The sequence below is a fragment of the Planotetraspora mira genome, from assembly GCF_016863275.1.
GTDB lineage: Bacteria > Actinomycetota > Actinomycetes > Streptosporangiales > Streptosporangiaceae > Planotetraspora > Planotetraspora mira.
The window spans coordinates 43,773-65,008 of record NZ_BOOO01000038.1; the positions used below are offsets into that span (position 1 = coordinate 43,773).

At 71.6% G+C, this 21,236-nt stretch carries 16 protein-coding genes; 4 read left to right on the top strand and 12 right to left on the bottom strand.

Going from position 1 to position 21,236, the window contains the following annotated elements:
* Positions 1-50: 50 nt before the first annotated feature.
* Complete coding sequence (locus tag Pmi06nite_RS32190; RefSeq protein ID WP_203956937.1) at positions 51-1,205, top strand: S1 family peptidase; 1,155 nt, start codon at positions 51-53, stop codon at positions 1,203-1,205.
* A gap of 34 nt (positions 1,206-1,239) precedes the next feature.
* On the opposite strand, the gene dprE2 is transcribed toward Pmi06nite_RS32190, so the two are convergent.
* The 4 genes from dprE2 to pgfA (Pmi06nite_RS32210) are packed head-to-tail and all read right to left on the bottom strand — an operon-like array spanning position 1,240 to position 5,306.
* Positions 1,240-1,989 (bottom strand): decaprenylphospho-beta-D-erythro-pentofuranosid-2-ulose 2-reductase, encoded by a 750-nt coding sequence (gene dprE2, locus Pmi06nite_RS32195; protein ID WP_203956938.1) that lies wholly within the window; start codon positions 1,987-1,989, stop codon positions 1,240-1,242.
* Positions 1,990-1,999: 10 nt separating this feature from the next.
* Positions 2,000-3,337, bottom strand: a complete 1,338-nt coding sequence (gene dprE1 / locus Pmi06nite_RS32200) for a decaprenylphosphoryl-beta-D-ribose oxidase (protein WP_203957040.1) — start codon at positions 3,335-3,337, stop codon at positions 2,000-2,002.
* Positions 3,338-3,362: 25 nt separating this feature from the next.
* Complete coding sequence (locus tag Pmi06nite_RS32205; RefSeq protein WP_203956939.1) at positions 3,363-4,295, bottom strand: decaprenyl-phosphate phosphoribosyltransferase; 933 nt, start codon at positions 4,293-4,295, stop codon at positions 3,363-3,365.
* A 51-nt stretch (positions 4,296-4,346) separates the two neighbouring features.
* On the bottom strand, positions 4,347-5,306 hold the full coding sequence (gene pgfA, locus Pmi06nite_RS32210) for a cell envelope lipid trafficking protein PgfA (protein ID WP_203956940.1): 960 nt from the start codon (positions 5,304-5,306) through the stop codon (positions 4,347-4,349).
* A 131-nt stretch (positions 5,307-5,437) separates the two neighbouring features.
* On the opposite strand from pgfA (Pmi06nite_RS32210), the gene Pmi06nite_RS32215 reads away from it, so the two are divergent.
* Positions 5,438-6,721, top strand: coding sequence for an acyltransferase family protein (locus Pmi06nite_RS32215; protein WP_203956941.1), 1,284 nt, complete (start codon positions 5,438-5,440; stop codon positions 6,719-6,721).
* Here Pmi06nite_RS32215 and Pmi06nite_RS32220 read toward each other — a convergent pair.
* Entirely contained in the window at positions 6,718-7,422 is a 705-nt protein-coding gene (locus Pmi06nite_RS32220) for an SDR family oxidoreductase (RefSeq protein ID WP_203956942.1), read from the bottom strand. The two genes, Pmi06nite_RS32215 and Pmi06nite_RS32220, sit on opposite strands and share 4 nt — an antisense overlap.
* Positions 7,423-7,505: 83 nt before the next feature.
* Here Pmi06nite_RS32220 and Pmi06nite_RS32225 point away from each other — a divergent pair, with 83 nt between their 5' ends.
* Positions 7,506-8,102, top strand: coding sequence for a TetR/AcrR family transcriptional regulator (locus Pmi06nite_RS32225; RefSeq protein ID WP_239114351.1), 597 nt, complete (start codon positions 7,506-7,508; stop codon positions 8,100-8,102).
* 14 nt (positions 8,103-8,116) lie between these two features.
* Here the strand turns inward: Pmi06nite_RS32225 and Pmi06nite_RS32230 are convergent, their stop codons facing one another.
* Complete coding sequence (locus tag Pmi06nite_RS32230) at positions 8,117-9,958, bottom strand: hypothetical protein (protein ID WP_203956943.1); 1,842 nt, start codon at positions 9,956-9,958, stop codon at positions 8,117-8,119.
* A 62-nt stretch (positions 9,959-10,020) separates the two neighbouring features.
* Here Pmi06nite_RS32230 and Pmi06nite_RS32235 point away from each other — a divergent pair, with 62 nt between their 5' ends.
* Positions 10,021-10,761, top strand: coding sequence for a class I SAM-dependent methyltransferase (locus Pmi06nite_RS32235; protein WP_203956944.1), 741 nt, complete (start codon positions 10,021-10,023; stop codon positions 10,759-10,761).
* Here the strand turns inward: Pmi06nite_RS32235 and pgfA (Pmi06nite_RS32240) are convergent.
* The 6 genes from pgfA (Pmi06nite_RS32240) to Pmi06nite_RS32260 form a co-directional block, all read right to left on the bottom strand.
* Positions 10,702-11,733: a cell envelope lipid trafficking protein PgfA gene (pgfA, locus tag Pmi06nite_RS32240; RefSeq protein WP_203956945.1), complete on the bottom strand. Its 1,032-nt coding sequence runs from the start codon at positions 11,731-11,733 to the stop codon at positions 10,702-10,704. The two genes, Pmi06nite_RS32235 and pgfA (Pmi06nite_RS32240), sit on opposite strands and share 60 nt — an antisense overlap.
* Positions 11,730-13,598 carry a hypothetical protein gene (locus Pmi06nite_RS32245; protein WP_203956946.1) on the bottom strand — a complete coding sequence of 623 codons (1,869 nt, stop codon included), beginning with the start codon at positions 13,596-13,598 and terminating at the stop codon, positions 11,730-11,732. The genes pgfA (Pmi06nite_RS32240) and Pmi06nite_RS32245 overlap by 4 nt, the downstream gene beginning before the upstream one ends.
* Complete coding sequence (locus Pmi06nite_RS32250; protein ID WP_203956947.1) at positions 13,595-17,800, bottom strand: alpha-(1->3)-arabinofuranosyltransferase; 4,206 nt, start codon at positions 17,798-17,800, stop codon at positions 13,595-13,597. The genes Pmi06nite_RS32245 and Pmi06nite_RS32250 overlap by 4 nt, the downstream gene beginning before the upstream one ends.
* Positions 17,797-19,056 carry a glycosyltransferase family 4 protein gene (locus Pmi06nite_RS32255; protein ID WP_239114352.1) on the bottom strand — a complete coding sequence of 420 codons (1,260 nt, stop codon included), beginning with the start codon at positions 19,054-19,056 and terminating at the stop codon, positions 17,797-17,799. The genes Pmi06nite_RS32250 and Pmi06nite_RS32255 overlap by 4 nt, the downstream gene beginning before the upstream one ends.
* 276 nt (positions 19,057-19,332) lie before the next feature.
* The gene (locus Pmi06nite_RS42755; RefSeq protein ID WP_275409625.1) at positions 19,333-19,464 is read right to left on the bottom strand and encodes a hypothetical protein; all 132 of its coding nucleotides are present in this window, start codon (positions 19,462-19,464) and stop codon (positions 19,333-19,335) included.
* Positions 19,465-19,603: 139 nt separating this feature from the next.
* Positions 19,604-21,163 carry an MmpA family trehalose lipid delivery protein gene (locus Pmi06nite_RS32260; RefSeq protein WP_203956948.1) on the bottom strand — a complete coding sequence of 520 codons (1,560 nt, stop codon included), beginning with the start codon at positions 21,161-21,163 and terminating at the stop codon, positions 19,604-19,606.
* Positions 21,164-21,236 lie beyond the last annotated feature (73 nt).

Consider the following 21,236-nt stretch of genomic DNA (forward strand, 5'->3'; position numbering starts at 1 on the left):
TCGGCACCGCTCCCCCTGACCCGTGAAACGGCGACAGACGAGGAGAGCCCATGCTCCGCAGGCGTACGGCGGCCAGAGGATCCACTCTGGCGATCGGTGTCCTGGCCATCGGCGTCCTGATCATCGCACCCGCCGTCGCGGACCCCGCGCCGGAGACGGCGGACGCCCTCCCCTCCCAGGCGATGCTCGACGCGATCCAGCACGACCTCGGCCTCAGCGCGGAGCAGGCCAGGACCCGCCTGCTCAACGAGTCGCGCGCGAGCGCGTCCGAGGTGGTCCTGCGCGGCAGGCTCGGCGACAGCTACGCCGGCTCGTGGGTCACCGGACCGGCGTCCGAGACGTTCGTCGTGGCCACGACGGACGCCTCAAAGAGCGAGACCATCACCGCGTCGGGCGCGCGGCCCGAAGTCGTCCGTCACAGCCTCGCCGAACTGACCGCGTCCGAGGAGGCTCTGAACCGGCACTCCTCGACCGCTCCCGGGAGCACTCCCATCTGGTACGTCGACGTCCGGAACAACCAGGTCGTCGTCCTGTCCTCCGAGCCCTCGGAGGCCGACGCCTTCGTCGCCAGAAGCGGCGCCGACACCTCGCTCGTCCACGTGGAACGTTCGGACGAACGACCGAGGACCTACCTGGACCTGCGCGGGGGCGACGCCTACTACATCGGCGGCTCGGCGCGCTGCTCGGTCGGCTTCTCCGTGGTCCGCGGCGGCACCAACGGTTTCGTGAGCGCCGGCCACTGCGCCGACGCGGGGAACTCGACGACCGGCTACAACCAGGCCGCCCAGGGCACCTTCCAAGGGTCGTCGTTCCCCGGTGACGACTACTCCTGGGTCGCCGTCAACGGCGACTGGACGCCACGGCCCTGGGTCCGCGACGGCGGCGGCGACATCATCGTCAAAGGGGCCGCCGCCTCCGTCGTCGGCGCCTCTGTGTGCCGTTCCGGCTCCACCACCGGCTGGCACTGCGGCACCATCGAGCAGCGCGACGCCAGCGTGACCTACTCCCAGGGCACCGTCTCCGGCGTCACCCGCACCAACGTCTGCGCCGAGCCCGGCGACTCCGGCGGCTCCTTCATCTCCGGCAGCCAGGCCCAAGGCGTCACCTCCGGCGGCTCCGGCGACTGCACCTCCGGCGGCACGACCTACTTCCAGCCCGTCAACGAGATCCTCTCGGCCTACGGCCTCTCGCTCATGACCGGCTAGCTGCATTGACCCGCGGGGGCGTCGACGCGGATGGTCAGCGCGGCAGGCGGCGCCACACCGCCTGAGGCAGCACGCGCATGACGGCGAACACCGGCCGCAGCCTTCCGGGCACCCACACCGTCCGCCGGCCGGACCTGAGCCCCTCGATCACCGCGTCCGCCACGGTGTCCACCGTCACGGACATCGGGGCCGGACTCATGCCCTCGGTCATGCGCCCGATGACGAACCCGGGCCGGACGACGACCACCCGGGCGCCGGATCCGTGGAGCGAGTCGGCGAGACCCTGGGCGAAACCGTCCAGCCCGGCCTTGGCCGAGCCGTACACGAAGTTGGCCTTGCGGACGCGCACGCCGGCGACGGACGACAAGACCACGAGCGTTCCATGCCCCTGCTCGCGTAGCCGCCGCGCGGCGGCGAGGCCGATCGAGACGTGCCCGCCGAAGTTGACCGCGACGTCCCGCGCCGCCGCCACGGGGTCGGCGTCGTACACCGCCTGGCGGCCGAGCACGCCGAAGGCGGGGATCACGACGTCGAGGTCCCCCAGTCGCGCGGCGGCGTCCTCAATCAGCGCGGCGTGCGTCTCGGGACGCGCGGCGTCGAAGTCGGCCAGGTGAACCTCGGCACCCATCTTCCGCAGCCGATCCACTGGCGCGGTGCCGCCGCGCGCGGCCAGCATGACGCGCCGCGCACCATCTCTGACCAGACGCTCGACGATCGCGAGGCCGATCTCGCTGCGTCCGCCGAGAAGCAGGACGGTGTCCACGGAACCCAGGGCGTTCTTCATGGTCTCCCCCTCACAGGCACAACCTTCTCGCGAGGTCGGAGCGGAACACGCCCTCCGGGTCGGCCCGGTCGCGGATCGCCCGCCACTCCTCCAGGCGGGGATAGGTCCCGGCCATCATGGACGCCGGCATCCGGGAGTCCTTGGCCAGGTACAGCCTGCCCCCGGCGGCGGCCACCCACTCGTCGAACACGGTGAGCATCCCGGCCAGCCCGCGCTGTCCCACCGGGATGTCGAGTGCGAGCGTCCAGCCCGGCATGGGGAAGGACAACATCCCCGGCGTCCCCGGCCCGAATCTCTTGAGCACGGTCAGGAAGGACACCACACCCGCGTTGGAGAGGCGCTCCACCACACGGCGCAGCGTTTCCTCGGCTCCGAACGGCACGACGAACTGGTACTGGACGAACCCGCGGGAGCCGTACATGCGGTTCCAGTGCGCGACCCCGTCCAGCGGGTGGAAGAACGGCGCGATCCCCTGGACGAGCCCGCGCCTGGCGGCGGGCGCCTTGCCGTACCAGGTGGCGTTGAACGCGCCCACCGTCGCCCGGTTGAGCAGGCCGCCCGGCACCCACGGCGGCGCGGCGAGCCGGGGCCGCGGCGCGAACGCGAGCGGGTCGCGCCGCATGCGGACGGGGAGTTCGTCCCTGCGAGCGTGGTCGCCCCGCGTGAGCACACTGCGGCCCATGCGGCCGCCGCGGGCGAGCAGGTCGATCCAGGCGACCGTGTAGCGGTACCGGTCGTCGGTCGCGGCCATCACCTCGAGCGTCTCGTCGAGGTCGCGGGTGCGCTCGACGTCGACCCGCATGCGTGAGGTCTCCACGGGAACGCATGCGAACGTCGCCTCGACGACGACTCCGGTCAGCCCCATGCCGCCGACCGTGGCCCAGAAGAGCTCGTCGTCCGGGGTCAGCACCCGCAGTGTCCCGTCAGCGGTGAGCAGGGTGAGCGAGCGCACGTGGGCGCCGAAGGAGGAGTCCACGTGGTGGTTCTTGCCGTGGACGTCGGCCGCGACGGCTCCGCCCACGGTGACGTGGCGCGTGCCCGGTGTCACCGGGACGAACCAGCCGCGCGGGACGAGTTCCGTCATCAGATCGTGCAGGCTCATGCCCGCCGACGCCGTCACCAGCCCGGTCGCCGGGTCGTGGTCCCACGACGGGGCGAGGGCCGTGCAGTCGAGCACCACCCCTCCCGAGTTCTGGGCGGCGTCGCCGTACGACCGGCCGAGCCCGCGCGCGACGACGCCGCGCCCGGTCGCCGCACGCACGAGAGCGGCGACCTCCTCCACCGACTGGGGGCGCGACAGGCGGGCGGGTGTGGGAGCCGTGCGCCCCCACCCCGTCAGGAGCGTCATGTCAGGAGAGTTCACGTCAGGATGGTCACGTCAGGTAGACGCCGACGGCGAGAGACAGCAGCAACAGCCCGATGAAGACCTGCAGCGGACGATCCCGCAGGGCCAGCTCCTCTGGTTCCTCACCCACTCCGCGGTCCACGAGCAGGGCGTGCCGCAGCACGACGAGGACGAACGGGACGATGCTCACGGCATAGGGCGCGCGGGCGGCGCCCTCATGCTCCTGCAAGGCCCACAGGCAGTAGGTGACGATCATCGCGCCCGACGCCATGACCCGGACGTGCCCGAGGTAGGCGACCGTGTACGTCACCAGAGTCGCCCGGGTGCCGTTCCCACCCTGGGCGCGCAGCTCGGCCTCCCTCTTGCCTGCCACGAGCAGGAGCGACCCCAGGGAGATGACGACGAGGAACCAGCTCGTCACGGGCACGGCCACCGCGACCGCGCCCGCGTAGGCCCGGATCACGTGGCAGCCGGCGACGGCGACGAGGTCGACCACCGGCTGCCGCTTGAGCCAGAGCGTGTAGGAGAACGTCAGCGCGATGTAGGCGGCGACCACGGCGGCGAGCCGCCAGCCGTCGGCCCAGCCGGCCAGGAGGCCGAGGACGATCAGGACCGTGCCGGTGACGCGCGCGAGCCGTACGGACACGGCGCCGGAGGCGATCGGCCGCAGCCGCTTGCGCGGGTGACGCCGGTCGGCGTCCGCGTCGGCGGCGTCGTTGAACATGTACGTGCCGCTCGCCGTCATGCAGAACGCGGCGAAGGCGATGAGCGAGCCGCGCAGCCCCTCACCCGTCGTGAGCACCCCCGCGGCCGCCGGGGCGGCGAAGACGAGCGCGTTCTTGAGCCACTGGCGGGGACGGCAGGCGCGGAACAGCGCGGCCGCCACCGAGTGGGTGGCGGGTCCGCTCGCCGGTGGTACGTCGTCCACCGGCGAGCGGAGTGCCGGGCCTTCCGTGCTCATGGCTGCCGTCCCGCTCGGGTCACGGCCCGTCTCAGTCCGCGCGTCCGTGTCTCACTCCGCGTCGGCCGCGGACGCCGTCGCCGGCTCGTCCTTGGAGGCCGCGGCGGAGGGAGCGCGCAGGAGCACGAATCCCGCCACGGCGAGGATGAGCCCGATGATGAGCGACAGCAACGGCGCGGTCGTCTTGATGAGCGTGATCTGGTCCATGCTGTCTCTGGCGGTGCGGACCAGTTCGCCGATGGTCTGCGGCGTGAACTGCGCGGTGGCGATCAGGGCGGGCATCCGCTCGACCCCGTCGGCCGTCTTGAGCACCTCGTGACGCTGCTGCTCCTGCTTGACCGGCGCGCCCGTCGTGGGCTCCACCCAGAACGTCACGACGCCGTCGTAGACGCGGTTGACCTGGACGTCGCCCGGGTCGGTCATGCCCAGCACCGACGCGGGCGCGGTGAGCGTCTGGGTGACCGTGGGCGGGATCTTCTGCTGGAACTTGTAGACCTTGAGCCCGTCGACGGTGTCCTCGCCGACGAACGCCGCGTCCCAGGCCTTGCGGGTGGAGGTGTCGAACACCTTGTAGGTCTTCTTCTCCACACCGAAGGGGAACAGGAAGATCTGGCCGTCCAACTGGACCGGCTGCTTGTCCACGCTCACGCCGCAGCAGTTGACCCCGGCGCCGTTGTACTTGTTGAACGCGCTGCGGAACTCCGACAGCGAGATCGACGGCCTGCTGTTGGTCACGTCGTTGACGGCGGTGAACTGGTCCCAGACGACGTGGTCGTCCTTGGACTCCGCCACGTCGCCCCGAGTCGTGACGGTGATGTCGAGGGTGCCGGTGAGGACCTTCAGATCCTGCTGGCTGAAGTACTGGGCGTTGTCCGCGGAGAGCTTCGAGACGGAGTACTGGTCGGACGGAGCCTCGATGAGCTTGCCCGCCACCTGGAATCTCAACAGCGGAGCCAGAACGACAAGGAACGCCCCGACGGCTAGCAGAACAACTCCGGTGGCGCGGCGCATTCGCTCCTCCTGGGGCATCCCGCAAAGGGGGGTGAGAGACTTTGAAATTGTGAGGTTTTGTACTGAAACATGTTTCTATTCCGCGTTATGTTAGTCGCGCACGTGACCCACGTCACCAGGGATGCGGAAAAGTGACCGAAACAGGTTCTAGCGAGATACCGGCGAGTTCCCCGCGAGCGGAGAACCCCCGCCCCGTCTCCCCCGACCTGCCGGCCACCGGTGGGCGTCAGGCGTCCCTCGACGGACTGCGCGCCATCGCCGCCTTCGGAGTGCTCCTCTTCCACGTGTCGATCGAGACCGGGACCGCGCTCCGCGAGGGTTTCCTCGGCGGCGTCCTCGCCCGCGGCGAGGTGGGAGTGCCGATCTTCTTCACCCTGTCCGGCCTGCTGCTGTACCGGCCGTGGGCGCGGGCGGTGCTGGAGGACTCCCCCGAGCCCGACACCAGGGTCTACCTCTGGAAGCGCCTGCTCCGGATCATGCCGGCGTACTGGCTGGTCGTCGTCGTGGCCCTGCTGTTGTGGGGGGGCGCCCACCGCGGCGACCTGTGGACGTGGACCGAGATGTTGTTCCTGCTGCACAACTACGACATCGACCACTGGTGGTACGGACTGGGACCGCAGGGCCTCGGCCAGATGTGGAGCCTGTCGGTCGAGGTCGCGTTCTACCTCACCCTGCCGATCATGGCCGCGGCCCTGCGCGCCTTCGCGACACGGGGCGGCGCGTCGGTCGCCACCCGCGCCAGGCGACTGCTCATCGGCCTCGCCGTGTTCGGCGGCCTGTCCTACATCTACACGATCTTCGAGTTCCACCCCGACTACCGGCCCTGGATGAACATCTGGCTGCCTCGATCGTGGACGTTCTTCGTCCCCGGCATGATGCTCGCGGTCGTCTCCGTCTGGGCGCGGACCGGAGCCGAGGCGCCACGACGCTTCGGCCGGGCCGTCCACGCCTCCACGGGCTCGTTGTGGCTGATCGCGGCCTTGGCGTACGTGATCGCGGCCACGCCGGTGACCGGCGCCCGGTTCGTCGGCATCGACGGGATGTGGACCGGCCTGTTCGAGCAGATCCTCTACACGACCGTGGCGTTCTGCCTCGTGGCCCCCGCCGCCCTCGGGCCGGAGCGGGGCGGCCTCAGCGCGTCGGTGCTGGGCGGCCGCACGATGAGCTACCTGGGCCGGGTGTCCTACAGCGTCTTCCTGTGGCAGTTCGTGGTGCTCTACCTGTGGCGGGACTTCACGGGTCAGGCGACGTGGACGGGCGACCTGATCCTCAACTTCGTGCCGGTGGCCGGGCTCACCCTCCTGATGGCCCACCTGACCTACCGGTACGTCGAGGAGCCCGCACGCCGTCTGATCCGCTACGTGGCCCCCCGGCCGCATCCGGCGAAGGAGGCCGCCCTCCAGCCGGCTCCCTAGCCGATCGGCGTCGGCCGGCGCCCCTCCAGCGGGGCGGACAGCGCGGCCCTGACCGAGCGGGTCACCTCGTCGGCCAGCACCTCCTCACGGTCATCGAGCAGCGCCCGCATGGTCTGCTCCGCGACGTCCTCCGGAGCGATCTTCGGGGCCGTCGTCCACGCACTGAGGTCGGTGTCGACGTAGCCGGAATGCACGCCGACCACCAGCGTCCCCTGCTCGGTCAGCGCGAGACGCAGCGCGTTGGTCAGCGACCACTGCGCCGACTTCGACGCCGCGTATCCGGGCGCGCCGGGCATCGCCATCCACGAGGCGACGGAGAGCATGTTGACCAGTGCTCCGCCCCCGTTGCGGGCGAGCACCGGGGCGAACGCCCGGGAGACCGCCCAGGTGCCGAGGTAGTTGACCTCCATCTCGTGCCGCGCGCCGTCGAACGATCCGTCGAGCAGTCCCGTGTCGGCGGCGACGCCCGCGTTGTTGATCACGATCCGGGCGTCGCCTGCGATCTCCGCCGCGGCCGCGACCTGGGCCGGGTCGGTGACGTCGAGCCGCATCGGGGTCAGACCCTCGTCCTTCACGGCGCCCGGGTCCCGGGATCCGGCGTAGACCTTCGCCGCACCGTGCTCGAGCAGGGCCCGGGCGAAGGCCCGGCCGATCCCGCGGTTCGCACCGGTGACCAGGGCGACTGTTCCCTCGATCTGCATGGTCGTTCTCCGTTCGTGGATTCTCAGCAGTAGACCGATCGTTCGATTCACTATAGATAGACCGAGTGGTCTATAGTCAAATCGTGGACACGACGAACACCACGAAGGCCCCCCGGAGCGAAGGCCCACGCGAGCGGCTGCTGCGCGCGGCCGACGAGCTGACCTACCGCGAGGGGATGCATGTCGGCGTCGACGCCATCCTCACCGCGGCCGACGTCGCCCGCCGCTCGCTCTACCAGCATTTCGGCGGCAAGGATGGCCTCGTCACGGAGATGCTCGCGAAGACCTCCGAACGCACCGAGCAGCTCTACGCCGACGCCCTGGCCGCCGGCGGAGACGATCCGCGCGAGCGGCTGCGGTCTCTCTTCGCCGTCCTCGAGAAGATCCCGGACGCGCCCGGATACCGAGGTTGCCCCTTCGTCAACGCCGATCTCACGCTCGCCGACCCGGCACACCCGGCACACGACGTGATCCGCGCTCACAAGCGCCGCCTGCGCGCGCTGCTGGAAGGGGAACTGCGCGCCGCCGGGCACCCCGACCCGGCCATGGCGGGCGTCCAGCTGCAATTGCTGATCGACGGCGCCGCCGCCGTCGCGGCCTCCCGTCCCGATGAACGGCCCGCCGCGGCCGCGCGGCCGCTCGTCGAACTCGTGATCTCCCAGGCGACCCCGGCGGGCTAGAACCCCGGGCTTCGTCAGGGGCCGGGGACGACCGCGCCGAACGCGACGGCCTTCAGGCACAGGCCGTCGGGCGCGGTCACCCGCATCCCCCGCCCCACGCCGGGATGGGGGAAGTACACCAGCCGGTTCTGCGCACTCGCGGGCAGGTCGACGCGCCGGGAGACGGCGCCGAGCGACACCTCGACCGTGACGGGCCGCTCGCTGGTGTACGAGAGCGCCCCTACCGCCTCGGGGCCGCCCTGCGACTCGACGGGGAACGTGACGGCCCCGTCCTTCGGCGGATAACACCCCTCCTTGAGGAAGTCGAAGTAGCCGAAGAGCTTCGCCACTCCCACGAGCCTGCCGCTGTCGTCGATGACGTACGGCTTGTCCGTCGGCCTCGGGTCGCGCATGCTCGCCCGCAGTACGTCGCCGGCGAGTGGCGCGAGCACATGCGAGGTGAGCCTCCGTTCGCCGTTCCACGGCAACACCGCGTAGTCCGGCACCGGCCGCGGATAGATCTGCGCTCCCGCGGGGGCCGACGCGAGCGAGGCCCGAGCGGTGTCCAGGTAGGCGCGGATCCGGTCGCCTACCACGAGCGTCCTGCCGTACGACGTGATGGACGCGATCGACATGCCGACGACGACGAACGTCGCGAGCGCCGCGGCCAGCGGCATGATCTCGGGGTACGGCCGGCGCAACGCGCGCTCCTCGCCCCGGAGCGGCAGGAAGGCCAGCGCGAGGCAGATCGCCACGATGAGGGCCGCGTCGGCGACGTAGCGGGTCTCCGTGCCCACCAGCGCGGTGTACCTGCCGCGTGCGAGCACGGTCGGGGCGGCGTCGGCCACGACGACGAAGGCCGCCGCGATCAGCCAGGCCCGCCAGGCGTGCCTGCGGTAGAGGCACGTGAGCGCGACCACGACGGCGATCGTGAGCCACGCCGAGACGACCATCGGCGAGGACGGGTCGGCGAGCCCGCCGGTCCCGGCCAGACCTCCCCAGTTGAGCGGCCCCCCGACGACGCCGGTGGGGAACGTCTTGCCGAGCATCCATCCCAGCAGCCCGGCCGTGACGTCCGTCTTGGGCACCCCCGCCCCCTCGTCGCCGGCCGTCCCCTGCTGTGCGAGATAGACCACGGCGTAGGCCGCCAGGAGTCCCGCGTAGGCCAGCCAGATCCGTGGGCGCGCCCGCAGTTCCCGCACCATCGACCTCACCCACCCGCCGCCGGGGCCGAGGTAGGCGGTGGTGACGGCGAACGTCACGAACGGCAGGAAGACGCCCTTGGTCGAGAAGGCCATGCCCAACACGGCCCAGGCCAGCCCCCGCCAGGCGAAGCGCATGTCCCCGGTCTGGACGTACCTCACATGGGCGGCCAGCGAGAAGACGATCGCCACCTGCAGCGGGACGGCGTTGAGCGCCGCCGACCACCAGCTCAGCGCCGGCACGGTGAGCGGAGCGAAGACGTAGACGGCCAGCGGGATCAAGATCCCCGTCCGCCCGCCGAAGAGCCGGCGCAGCAGCACCAGCATCCCGACCGACGCCGCGGCCTGCAGCGCCAACATGACCGAGCAGACCAGGAACCAGTTATAGGCCGCCGCCCGCGACACCACCCAGACCAGCAGGAGGGCGCCCGGCATGAGGTGCCCCTTGTGCACCCGCATGAGGTAGTCCCAGGTGAGGCCGTGCTCGTGGGCGTCTCCGACGAAGAGGAAGTCGTCCTCGATGAAGTAGGACCGGGACAGGACGTGGGCCTTGAAGACCAGCGACACGATGATCAGCGCGAGGGCCGCCAGCGTCGCCGGGCCGAGCCGCGGTGCGGCGAGGCGGATCCGGATCGTTCCCGGCTGACGCGCGTCCTCGATCTCGGTTTCCGTCACGGTCGTCCCTCCACCGCTTCGCGGGTGCAACGTGTTCTATATACCGTGTTAGGCTCCGCCGGATGGAGACCCACGAGGCGTTCCGCGCGGACCTCGCGCGGTCGGTCCGGCTGCTCGGCGCCTTCCGCCTGGAGCAGAGCGATCCGAGCTTCTTCTACGGCCTGCTGGCCAGGGACACGGTGGCCCAGCTGTCCACCTACACCGACCTGGACGGCGCCCTGGTGGCCGATATCGGCGGCGGGCCCGGGTATTTCGCGGAGGCGCTGCGCGCCGCCGGAGCCCGCACGGTCTGCGTGGACTGCGACGCCGGCGAGATGCGCGCGCGTGACGGCGCCATGCCGGAAGGCGCCGTCCTGGGCAGCGCGCTGGAGATCCCGCTGCGGACCGGCTCCGTCGACGTGTGCTTCTCCTCCAACGTGCTGGAGCACGTGCCCGACCCTCTGGCCATGGCCGACGAGATCGTCAGGGTGACCCGCCCCGGCGGGCTCGTCTACCTGTCGTACACGTCGTGGTTGTCGCCCTGGGGCGGCCACGAGACCTCGCCGTGGCACTACTTCGGCGGCCACCGCGCGGCCCGCCGCTACGAACGCCGGTACGGCAAGCCGCCCAAGAACGTCTACGGCGAGAGCATGTACGCCGTGTCGGTGTCGCGGATGCTGGGATGGGCCCGACGCCAGCCGAGGGCCGAGGTGCTCGACGCGATCCCTCGCTACCATCCTCGCTGGGCGCGGCATGTGCTGCTCCTACCGGGGATTCGCGAGGTCGCGACGTGGAACCTGCTGCTCGTCCTGCGCAGGCGCTGAGCCGCGGCGAGACCGACGCCGCGGCCTCGAGGCCCAGATCCCCCCGGCGATCAGCAGCACCCCGGCGCCGGCCGCGCCGATCGGCGCGATGGTGCGGAGCCACCTGCTCCACGAGGCGTACGCCGCGGCCTCGGCCTCGTTGACGGCGATCTCGTCGTCGGGGGTTCGCAGGTCGGCCGCCAGCGCGACCAGCCGCTCCACCCCGTCGGCCGTGCGGAGGGTCTCCCGCCGCTTCTCCTCGAACTTGACGGGCACACCGCTCACCGGCTCCACCCAGACCGTCCGCTCGGTCTGGGCCCACCTGGTCACGGTGAAGCTTTTGTCGCCCGGCAGTCCGAGAGACTTGCCGGGGATGCGGGTCGCGACGTCCTCGATCTTCGTCGCCGGCACGCTCTGCCTGTACCGGTAGGTGGTGACCCCCTCCACCGTCTCCTGTCCGTCGAACACCATCGGCAGGGTCCGCTTCACCTGGGGGTCGAAATACTCGTAGTCCCGCTTCTGCGCGCCGAACGGCCAGCGGAACGCGAGGCCCGCCTGGCGGACCGCGGGATCGTCGTCGACGTACTCTCCGCAGCAGTTCACGATCGCGCCCGTACGCCGGTCGAAGGCGACCCGGCGCTCGTGGTAGTCGAGGCGGTCGCCGTCCGCGGTGTCGAGAGAGCTCGACTCGAGCCAGACGGCGCGCTGGTCGTCACCCGCGCCCGTGTCCCCGTTCAACGCCCGCGTGAGGACGACGTCCCCGACGCGCGACCGCATGGCGGCGGTGTCGAAGTAGGTGGCCGCCTCGGCGTACATGTGGCTGAGCGACGAGTGCTCGAGCGGCACCCGGATGACCTTGTCGTACACGAAGCCGTGCAGCAGCGGGACGAGCGTGAGCAGGAACGCGCCCGCGCCGGCGAGGGCGAGCCCGGCGGCGCGACGCAGGGACATGCGATCCCGTGGAGAGGCCGCCTGGCCCGTGGCGGCGTTCATGACGCCGCCACGGCGTCGCCGACGGCCACGTCCCCGAAACAGATCTGCACGCTCGGGGACATGCCGGACACCAGCACCTTCGACAGGTTCGCGGGGGCGGTGAACAGCACCCGGCCCAGTCCCGGCCCGATCGACACGTCGTATCCCTTGTCACCGATGTAGAGGACGACGTGGGCGCTCACGGCCGAGGCGTAGCCGAGGCGGACTATCGAGCCCTCCCGCGTGACCGTGGGCAGCGGGATCTCCACTGCGGCTCCGGCCACCGGATGGCAGCCACCGGGTGCGAGGGCCCGCTCCCCCGAGCCCTCGGCCGGGCGAAGCCGTCCCTGATCGTCGAAGACCAGAGCGCTGGTGGACGGCGCCGGATGACGCATGCGCTCGCGTTGTGCGGGGGTCGCCAGCGGGCCGAGCACGTGGGAGGTCATGGCGTAGGCGCCGTACGACGCCGAGACCACGTCGGCCGGGGCGCGGCGGTCGAGGATGACGGCGTCGGGAGGGGCCGACCGCAGCGCGGCCGCGGCGGTGGTGAGGTAGGCGTGCGTCCTGTCGTTGCCCAGATAGCCGGAGAAGACGCTCACCGACGCGAGCGAGCCGACGAGGAAGCCGCCGACGAGCAGCCCGCCCGCGCCGGCCACCAGGTCTCTCGGCGGCCTCGCGCGATAGGGCGAGTCCTCCCCCACGAGCGGCAGGAAGGCCAACGCGGCGGCGAGCGCCAGCACGGGGGCCGCGTCGACGACGTACCGCGTCTCCATGCCCTGGAACGCGCCGAGGATGTGGACGCGCCCGTAGTACGTCGGCACCACGTCGGCGACGACCAGGTATCCGAGCAGCAGCCCCCAGGCGCGCAGGGCGCGCCGCCGGTAGACGGCGGTGACCACCAGGATGGCCGCGGCGACGAGCGCCGAGAGGGCGACGAGCAGGCCGGGAGGGCTGGCGACCGCACGGTCCGGGCCGGAGAACCACCGCCAGGGACCACCCAGCGTGGTGCCGAGGAAGGTGTCGAGCAGCAGCCTCCTGATGAACCCGAGCCCCTCGGTCAACGTCGGCCATCCGCTCAGGCCGGGCGTGTTCCGCGCCGCCACGAGATAACCGGCGACGTACGTCACGACGACGACGGCGTAGGCCGCCCACAGGCCCGCGTGCCTGCGGAGCACGCCCCGCATGCCCGTGCCGCCTGAGAAGTAGGCGAGCGTCAGCGCGAACAGCAGCACCGGCAGCGCCGCCGCCTTCAGGAACGAGCACAGCGCGACGACGATCCACGCCGTCGCGGCCACCGCGTGCACGAAGCGGCCGTCGCGCAGGTAGAGGACGTGAGCGGTGACCGCCATGGGGATCGCGAGCAGCAGCGGCGCGAGGTTGAGCGCTGCCGACCACCACGTGAGGGCGGGCACCGTGAAGGGCGCGAACAGATAGACCACGAGCGGGACCAGGATCGCCCGCCTGCGCCCGAACAGCACGACCAGCATCCGGAACACGGCGAGGCCTGAGAGCGTGAACAGGACCAGCGTGCTCCCCGCCGCCAGGCCCCAGCCGTACGGCGCGACCCGGGTGACGAACCAGGCCAGCGCGAATCCCACCGGCATGAACTGCCCGTAGTGCACGCGGGTGAGGTAGTCCCACGAAAGGGGGTTCTCCGCCGCCCGCGCGATGTACTCGAAGTCGTCCTCCTTGAAGGAGGCCAGGCTCACGACTTCGGCCCGCCACCACAACTGGAGCACGAGCAGGAGGACGGCGGCCAGAGTGACGCCGTTGCGCCGGGCGAACGCGCCCCAGGCCGAGAGTTGCGCCACCGTCTCCGAGGGGAGCGTGATGCGGATCCGCGGTGGCCCTGGCCGCGGTGTGACATCCGAGATCACCTTGGTCACGTCACTCCAGAGAGGTGGGCGTCCCTGCCTGCCGGAGGCGACGCCTGCGGTGCCTCGCCGTCCGGACCGGCGATCCGGGGCGCCGGAGCCCTGGACGGGTCGTCGGGCACGTTGGCGAACAGCCGGGCGAGGAGCGGGAGGCAGAGCAGTTGCGGCACAAGGTCGCTCAGCGGCTGTCCCCAGGCCGTGTTCTCCGCGGAGAGCAGAGCGGTCCCGGCCGCCAGACTCAGCCCGGCGAGGGCGAGCGACGCCAGCGCGGCGGGCGCGGACGAGAGCGCGCGCGACACCGCCACGACGGCGGTCCCCCGCCGGGCGTGCTCGCCCGCCGAGACCCGCCGGAACAACACGGTCGCGGCGAACAGCGCGGTCAGCACGGCGAGGCCCGTCAGGCCGCCGATCCAGAACCCGTAGACCGGCACGAACGGCCACAGCCACTTGACCCGCATCCCGCGGGGGCCGATCACGGGGTGGACGGCACGGCGCCGCGCGGGAACCACGGCGGCGGCCACCACGAGCAGCACGAGCACCACCCCGACCGCCAGGCCGGCGCGGTAGACGCCGTCCGGCCGATAGCTCATGGTCACGGTCCCGTTCGTGCCCGCGGGCAGGATCCACGCCTGACGCCAGCCGTCGAGCCGCGCCGGCGTCAGTTCGCGCCCGGCGACGGAGGCCTGCCATCCGTCGTTGAAGTTCTCGTTGACGACCAGGTAGCTGGCCGCGGTCGCGTCGACCTCGACCCGGCGCTCCCAGCCCGTCCACTCCTGGACGTCCACCGAGCGGGTCACCGTCGGCGGCGCCGCCTCGGCCCCAGGCCGGCGGATGACGGCCGTCCTGATCCGGTACGGGTCCTGCGGCGACGCGGACAGGCGCGTCTCCCCGGCCAGCACGTTGAAGGGCTCGCATGCCTCGTAGGTGAGTGGCCTTCCGGCGAGGACGTCGGCGAGCGTCCCGCCGACGATCTTGGTGTGCACCGGCGCGCCGTCGACCGACAGCGTGGGACCGAACCCGCACGGCAGCCGGAGCGGGTACCCGCTGAGCGCTCCCAGGGGCCGCACGCCGGGGATAGTGACGTCGTTCACCTCGATCGGCCGCGAACTGGACGCGGTGAACGCGATCGAGAGCTTCCCGGTCTTCATCGGCGGGAACTCGATCCAGCCGTCGCGGCCGACCCAGCCCTCACGCGTGCCGCCGTCGCCCCGCAGCGTCAGCCGTACCGGAGGGGGGCCGATGGAGGAGTCGGGGAACACGACCTTGATCCGGGAAAGGGTGACCGGACGGGCCAGCTTGACGTCGAGGGTCGGCGTCCGGTCGAGCGGGTCGGCGTACCAGACCGTCTTGGGATTCGCGTCGAAGGCGGATCTGGCGATCGTCGCCGGGTCGCCGGTGTACGTCGAGGACGAGGTGACGATCAGGGGCTCACCCGGCAGCGAGGTGACCCGCTCGATCTCGGAGCGGTCGGTGAGCACGGCCTGCCCGCTGAGGGTCCGCTCACCCGAGCCCTGGGAGATGTAGGCCCGGTTGAAGCCGTAGGCGTCCTCGCCCTGGACGGCGAGCCCGGTGGAACAGGCCCAGACGTACGAGCCGCGCATGCAGGCGGGCACGTCCCCGTTCCTGCTGAAGGAGACGACCGCCTCGCCGCGGGGATCGCCGGGCGCCTGCGGAACGACGATGGTCCGGCCGGGCGTCACTCCGGGGATCGTGAGCTCGGTGATCCCGACCCGGCTGCCCAGCTTCATCTTGGGCTCGTAGGCCAGCTTCGTGATCCGGATGCGCACGCGCGTGGTCGGCCCCGGCGGCACGGCGAGGCGTTGCGGCTCGGCGGTCGCCGTGACGGCCTGACGCCGGGTTCCCGCGTCGGTCTCGACCTCGACCTCCGAGGGCGGCGGCCCGATGTACGACTGGTCCAGGGCGAGCGTCACATAGGGGACGTCCGTGGCCTTGGTGAGCGTGACCTCGAGCCACTCGCCCAGCGGGCCGTTCCACCCGGCCGACCGCCAGCCGGTCCGCCTGTCTCCGTCGAGGGCCGCGAAGGGCTGGCGTCCGGGATCGCGCGAGCCCGGTATGGCGGTGGCGTCGGCCTCCGACGAGGACGCCCGAACACCGGCTATCTCCAGGAACCGCGCGGTCGACTGGAAGGGTTCCCAGGCGGGATCGGTGAGATCGGGTCCCGACGTGGTCTCGCCGGGTGTCAGGGTGGCGCCCGAGACCTCTCTCAGGTCGCTCAGCTGGACGTCGGTCTTCCTGAGCGTGTCGGTGACGACCGTGTCGTACGCGGGGATCGCCGAGGCGCCGGGATCGTCGCCGAGCACGACGGGCCGGTCATCGGGCAGGAGGCCCTGCTCCGCCAGGTCGAGCACGGCCTCGGGGGCTCCTCCCACGCGGAGCGCCCCCTTCACGGGCACCGTGCCGACCAGGGGGGCCGGGTCGCCGACCCGGTAGATCTCCAGGGCGCTGTAGGGCTGGTCGAGCCAGCCCGAGGCGACGCTGCCGTGCGCGTCGCCCACGCCCGGGCCGAACTGCTTGACCAGAGTGATCCCGGGTGAGTCCTCGATCGCCTGGTGGACGCGCGCGGGCCAGGCCGTGCCTATGGTGCGGCGGTCGAGGTCGTTGCGCACGACCAGATAGCCGACCCCGATCCGGCGCAGCGTGTCGGTGAGCCCGGCCGAGCCCTGCCCCGACGCGAAGCGGTCGTCTATGGCCGCCAGCAGCCGGCTGGAGCCCGCGGACCCCCAGGGGACGATGGTGTGCGTCGCCCAGCGTGCCGTGAGCAGCGGCTGCATGGGTTCGTCCAGCGGGCGCCCCCACTGGTACTCGCCGCGCTTGGAGCCGGGAACGGCCAGGACCATCTGGTCACCGGCGTTCTCGTCCAGCCACGTGGTCGCCTGCTTCCAGTAGGCGGGGATCTCCGTGAAGGATCCCGAGGGCGCGAGCCCCTCCGCGACGATCGGCACGCAGGTCGCGGCGACCATCGCGACACCCGCCGCCGCCAGCGGCAGGCGGGCGGGCGGCTTCACCAGGGCGAGCAGCCCGGCGAGCCCGAGCACCACGGGCAGCCGGATCAGCGCGTCGAACTTGTGGAGGTTGCGGAACACCGCGAGAGGCCCGTCGAGCGTCTGCACGACGGCGTCGTTCAGCGGGCCCGCGATGGCGCTCGCGTGACCGGCCGCCACGATCGCCACCCCCACGAGCAGGGTGATGACCAGGAATGCGCGCTCCGGCAGGCTCCGGAGGGCGAGACCGGCCAGCCCCAGTCCCGCGAGCAGGACGGTGACCACGATCAGCCACGGGCTGAAGGCCTGCTGGTAGGCCCCCGCCATCCACGGCTGGCCGTCCACGGACAGGAAGGCCAGCCAGCTGGAGGTGCCGCGCAGGACGTTGGTCAGCGACGTGACCCCGGTCGTCGCGGTGGCGTTCTCGATGAACGGGAGGAAGGAGAAGACGTAGCGGCCGAGGACGAGCAGCGGAACCGCCCACCAGAACGACACCGCCGCGATCAGGACGCACCACCAGGCCGTCAGGCGGCGGCGCAGCGGCCCGCGGGCCCGGGTCAGCAGATAGACGGCGGGGGCGATGAGCACGGCGATCTCCGCCGTGGCGTTGACGCCGCCGCAGAGCAGGAACGCGAGCGCCGACAACGCGGCGGCCCTGCGCGGGCCCGTCACTCCTTGCGTGCCCCGGACCAGCGGAAGCATGATCCACGGCATCATCGCGCTGGGCAGGAACTCGGAGGAGTTGATGCCGATCAGCGCCTGCGCGTGCGGAGCCAGCGCGTACGCGAGACCGGCGAGGATGCGTGTGTTCGGCGTGCCGACGCGCAGGGCACGGGCGAGTTGCACCACTCCGAGGAAGGCGGCACAGAGCACGAACGACATCCACAGCCGCTGGACGTTCCACGCGGGCATGTCGAGCTTGAGCCACAACGCGTAGAAGGGCCCCATGGGGAACAGGTAGCCGTAGGCCTGGTTCTGCAGGTGGCCGAAGTAGTCGTTGTCCCACAGGTGCAGTGCCCGGCCGAGGAAGCGCAGCGGATCGACCGCCATGTCGAGCTTGGTCTCGGCGATGATCTTCTCGGTGGCCGTGTTGAACGCGATCGCACCGAGGAGCAGGCATCCGGCGACAAGCCGCAGCCTGTGCCTGAACCGTTCGCCGTAGGAATCGGCCTCTGCGGGAGCCAGCTGGCCGATCCAGTTGGCAACCGTCACTGAGCCACTCCGCGGGAGGGGGGACCAGAGCCGCTTTTCTCTAGCTCTGTGGCAATTAGTTCCGTCATGCTAGCGCCGGTCTTCCCCCACGTGAACTCACGCGCCCACATCCGGCATGCGACCCCCATCCGCGCGCGCGTACGGGGGTCGCCGAGCTCCTTCAGCGCGAGCCGGACGACGTCGGCGAGGCTCTCCCCGTCACGGACCAGCCAGCCGGTGACGCCGTGCCGTACCGAGTCGCGCAGGCCCGCGACGTCGTAGGCCACGGTGGGCACGCCGAGCGCCGCCGCTTCGATGACCGTCAGCCCCCAGCCCTCGAACTCGGACGCGGTGACGTTGAGGCGGGCCCCGCTGAGCACGGCGTTCTTGTCCGCCTCGGAGAGGAAGCCGCGCAGGTGCACCCGTCCGGCCACGTCGGGCTCGTTCGCACGGGCCGCGAGCGGGCCGAACTCGGGACCCCGCCCGACGACGTGGACGTGCAAGCCCGGCCAGTCCCCCGCCAGGTCGGCGGCGAGCGCGACCACCCGTTCCACGCGTTTGTGCCCGACCAGCCGGCCGAGGTAGACGACGGCCGGGTCCCCCGGCACCGCGTCACGCGCGATCGGCCGGGCCACCGGGCTGCCGTTCGGGACGATCTCGATCGGCGCGAGCCAGCGCAGCCGCTCGCGCAACTCGGTGGCCGACGACTCCGACACCGTGACGGTGAGGCAGCGCCGATAGATCAGCCGGGCGACCGGCCCCTCGACGAAGCATCCGATCCGCGCGATCCGCCGGGAGAAGAACGCGTAGAACTGACGGTCGTGCACATGGTGGATGAGGGAGATGACCCGCGTCCTGCGCGACACCACTACGGGGGCGAAGAACGGGATGCCGTTCATGCAGTCGACCACCAGGTCGAACCGCCTGCGCCGCAGCAGCAGCCACAGCGGGACGAGCAGGTGGACGAGGTAGCGGTTGCCCATCCTCCGCAACTCGACGCCGTCGCGGCGCTCGGCGCGCGGCTGTCCGGGCTCCCTGCTCGTCACGAAATGCACTCGGGCGCCCTGCCCGACCAGGTGGACCGAAACCTGCCAGGCGTACTCCTCGGCGCCGCCGGCGACCGACTGGCCCGGCTCCCGGAAGTTCAGCAGGGCCACGCGCACGCCGCGCAGAGCCGGTGCGGACGCGGGTTGCCCGGCGGTCAGCTGCGGCCTGTCGCGGTCCGTGAGAGACGAGACGCGCCCGGCGGGGTTGGTGTTCGCCCTCTGTGCGACCACGACCACTCCTTCGGGTGACACCGCGCGGGGCGAGCCAGTCGCGGTCGCGGGCTGAAAGGACGCTGACAAAGGACGGGGGACCGGGACAGGACAGAGACGGGCCCGGATCCGGGCATGGCGGGATGGGGACCCGGCGTGGCCGGGCCGCCCATCGGAAATCCATCGGCCGTCCGCGCCGCTCCCGCGGCTGCGACGTCCGGTACGGCGGGCCGCCGCGCGTCAAGGAAGGCCGCTCCTCGATGAAGGAGGGCCCTCAGAGAAGGAAGGCCCGACGCCTCACCTGTCGCCGTAGTTGTAGAGAGGCTTGTTCGGCGGCGCCGGGGCAGGTGAAGCCACGTTGACCACCGCCACCGAGGCGAGGCCGGCGAGCACGGCTCCGACCACCAAAGCGGCTAGTACTTTCAACACGAGTGCTTCTCCCTCCACGTGCGGAATCCGCAGTGGGCCGAGACTAGAACGTGATCCAGGTCATAATCCATAGCATTCGTCAAACCGTGATAAAAAACGTTACTCACGGGTATAGCGCGAAAAAGCAGTGGGAAGCGGCTCACAGTCGTATCAGCAGCAGTTCAGCGTCCCGCCAGACGGGAATCGCTCCAGGTAGCCGGGACAGGAACGCGTTCTGATTTCGGCTTTCCACCAGGACATAACGCACTCCCTCATCGGCGAACGCCGCGGTGAGCGGACCGCTCCCGGAGACCAGGGCCCCGACTCTGCGGTTCAGCGGATCCTCCGAGGCCACCCGGATGCGTCCTCCGCCGGGGACGCCCACCACCAACGCGTCGTCCCACACGACCCGTCGCGCGAACGACTTGGTCGCCGGGTCGAGCACCACCCGGCCCTCGTTCCAGCCGAACGCCCGGTAGGCCCCCCAGGGCAGCGACACCAGCGCGCCCGGAGCAGGGTCGTGGTTCACGATGGCCTGGACGGCCCGCCACCCGTCCGGGTACTCGGCCGATCCGAGCCTCCCGAAGGCCCCCAGGGCGAAGGTCGGCAGGGCGAGCACGGGCACGGCGGCCGCCGCGAACGCGATCCGGCCGAAGGCGGCCCGGTCCAGCCACGTCACCGCGGCGGCGAACCCGACGGCGAGCGCCAGGGCCAGCGGGGCGATGTACAACTGGCCGTCGCGGAACGGCCCGAAACCGGCCCACACGCCCATCAGACTCTGGAGGACACGAGGGGCGAACGCTCCCGTGCACGCGATGACCAACCCGGCCGCCGCCGCTACCGCGAGACCTCGGACGTACGACTCGTCTCCCTGAAGCCGGCCGCGCAGGGCCTGCCGTACGAACCCGGTGAGGGCCACGGCGGACAGGACGAGACGCACGGCGGCCGTCCCCCAGGAGCCCTGGCCGGGGACGCCGGCCTCGGCGTTCCAGATGCCGCCGAGACAGAGCAGGCTGCCCAGCGTCCCGAACGGCCCGTCGGCCCTCGGCGCGAACGCCGCGACCCCGGCCGGGTCGGCGATCGCGTCGGAGCGCAGGGCAGGAACCAGCCAGGGCAGGCTGAGCACCGCCATCGTGGCCGCGCTCGCGACAATCCCGCGGACGCGGGCCCGCCACCCGTCCGCGGAGCGGAACGCCGCCACCGGCAGTACGGCCACAGCGGTGACGAGCATGGCCTGGAAGCCCCCCACGGCGGCCGGGAGCAGCGCGGCGGCCAGACGGAGGACTCCGCCCCGCGCCGCCGCCCGTACGGCCCAGGGCAGGCCCGCGAAGCCGAGGAGCAGCGCCCACTGCCCGAGCAGCAGACGCTGGGCGAGGTAGGCGTTCCAGGCGTAGAACGCGGCGGCCGCGAGGCGGGCGGCCGTCCTGTCCGAGGGGACCAGCGCCGCCGCTCCCGATGCGGCCAGCACGAAGATCCCCAGCAGGACGGCCTTCTGGACGATCTGCCCGGGGACGACCGCCGACAACAACGCCACGACCTGGTCGCTCGGCACGGCCCTGGGGAACCCGCCCGTGTGGGACCCCCACACGGGGTCGGGGACGAACACCATGTCGTAGCGCAGCGTGAAGCCCGGCCCGAGCGCCGGCCCCAACGCGAGCACGCCGAGGACGAGCCCCAGTGCGGCCGGTGCGAAGCGCACGAATCTGGAGGGTGGCCGCATGCGGTACAGGCTAGGGCTCATCCCCTCAGAACAGCTCATGTCGAGGTACCACGGCGGTCACGCGGCCGGAAGG

Excerpts from the sequence above, each read along its gene's own strand:
- Pmi06nite_RS32205 (WP_203956939.1), bottom strand. The coding sequence starts at position 4,295 with ATGAGCACGGAAGGCCCGGCACTCCGCTCGCCGGTGGACGACGTACCA.
- pgfA (WP_203956945.1), bottom strand. The coding sequence starts at position 11,733 with ATGAACGCCGCCACGGGCCAGGCGGCCTCTCCACGGGATCGCATGTCC.
- dprE1 (WP_203957040.1), bottom strand. The coding sequence starts at position 3,337 with ATGACGCTCCTGACGGGGTGGGGGCGCACGGCTCCCACACCCGCCCGC.
- Pmi06nite_RS32235 (WP_203956944.1), top strand. The coding sequence starts at position 10,021 with ATGGAGACCCACGAGGCGTTCCGCGCGGACCTCGCGCGGTCGGTCCGG.
- Pmi06nite_RS32190 (WP_203956937.1), top strand. The coding sequence starts at position 51 with ATGCTCCGCAGGCGTACGGCGGCCAGAGGATCCACTCTGGCGATCGGT.
- dprE2 (WP_203956938.1), bottom strand. The coding sequence starts at position 1,989 with ATGAAGAACGCCCTGGGTTCCGTGGACACCGTCCTGCTTCTCGGCGGA.
- Pmi06nite_RS32260 (WP_203956948.1), bottom strand. The coding sequence starts at position 21,163 with ATGCGGCCACCCTCCAGATTCGTGCGCTTCGCACCGGCCGCACTGGGG.
- pgfA (WP_203956940.1), bottom strand. The coding sequence starts at position 5,306 with ATGCGCCGCGCCACCGGAGTTGTTCTGCTAGCCGTCGGGGCGTTCCTT.
- Pmi06nite_RS32220 (WP_203956942.1), bottom strand. The coding sequence starts at position 7,422 with ATGCAGATCGAGGGAACAGTCGCCCTGGTCACCGGTGCGAACCGCGGG.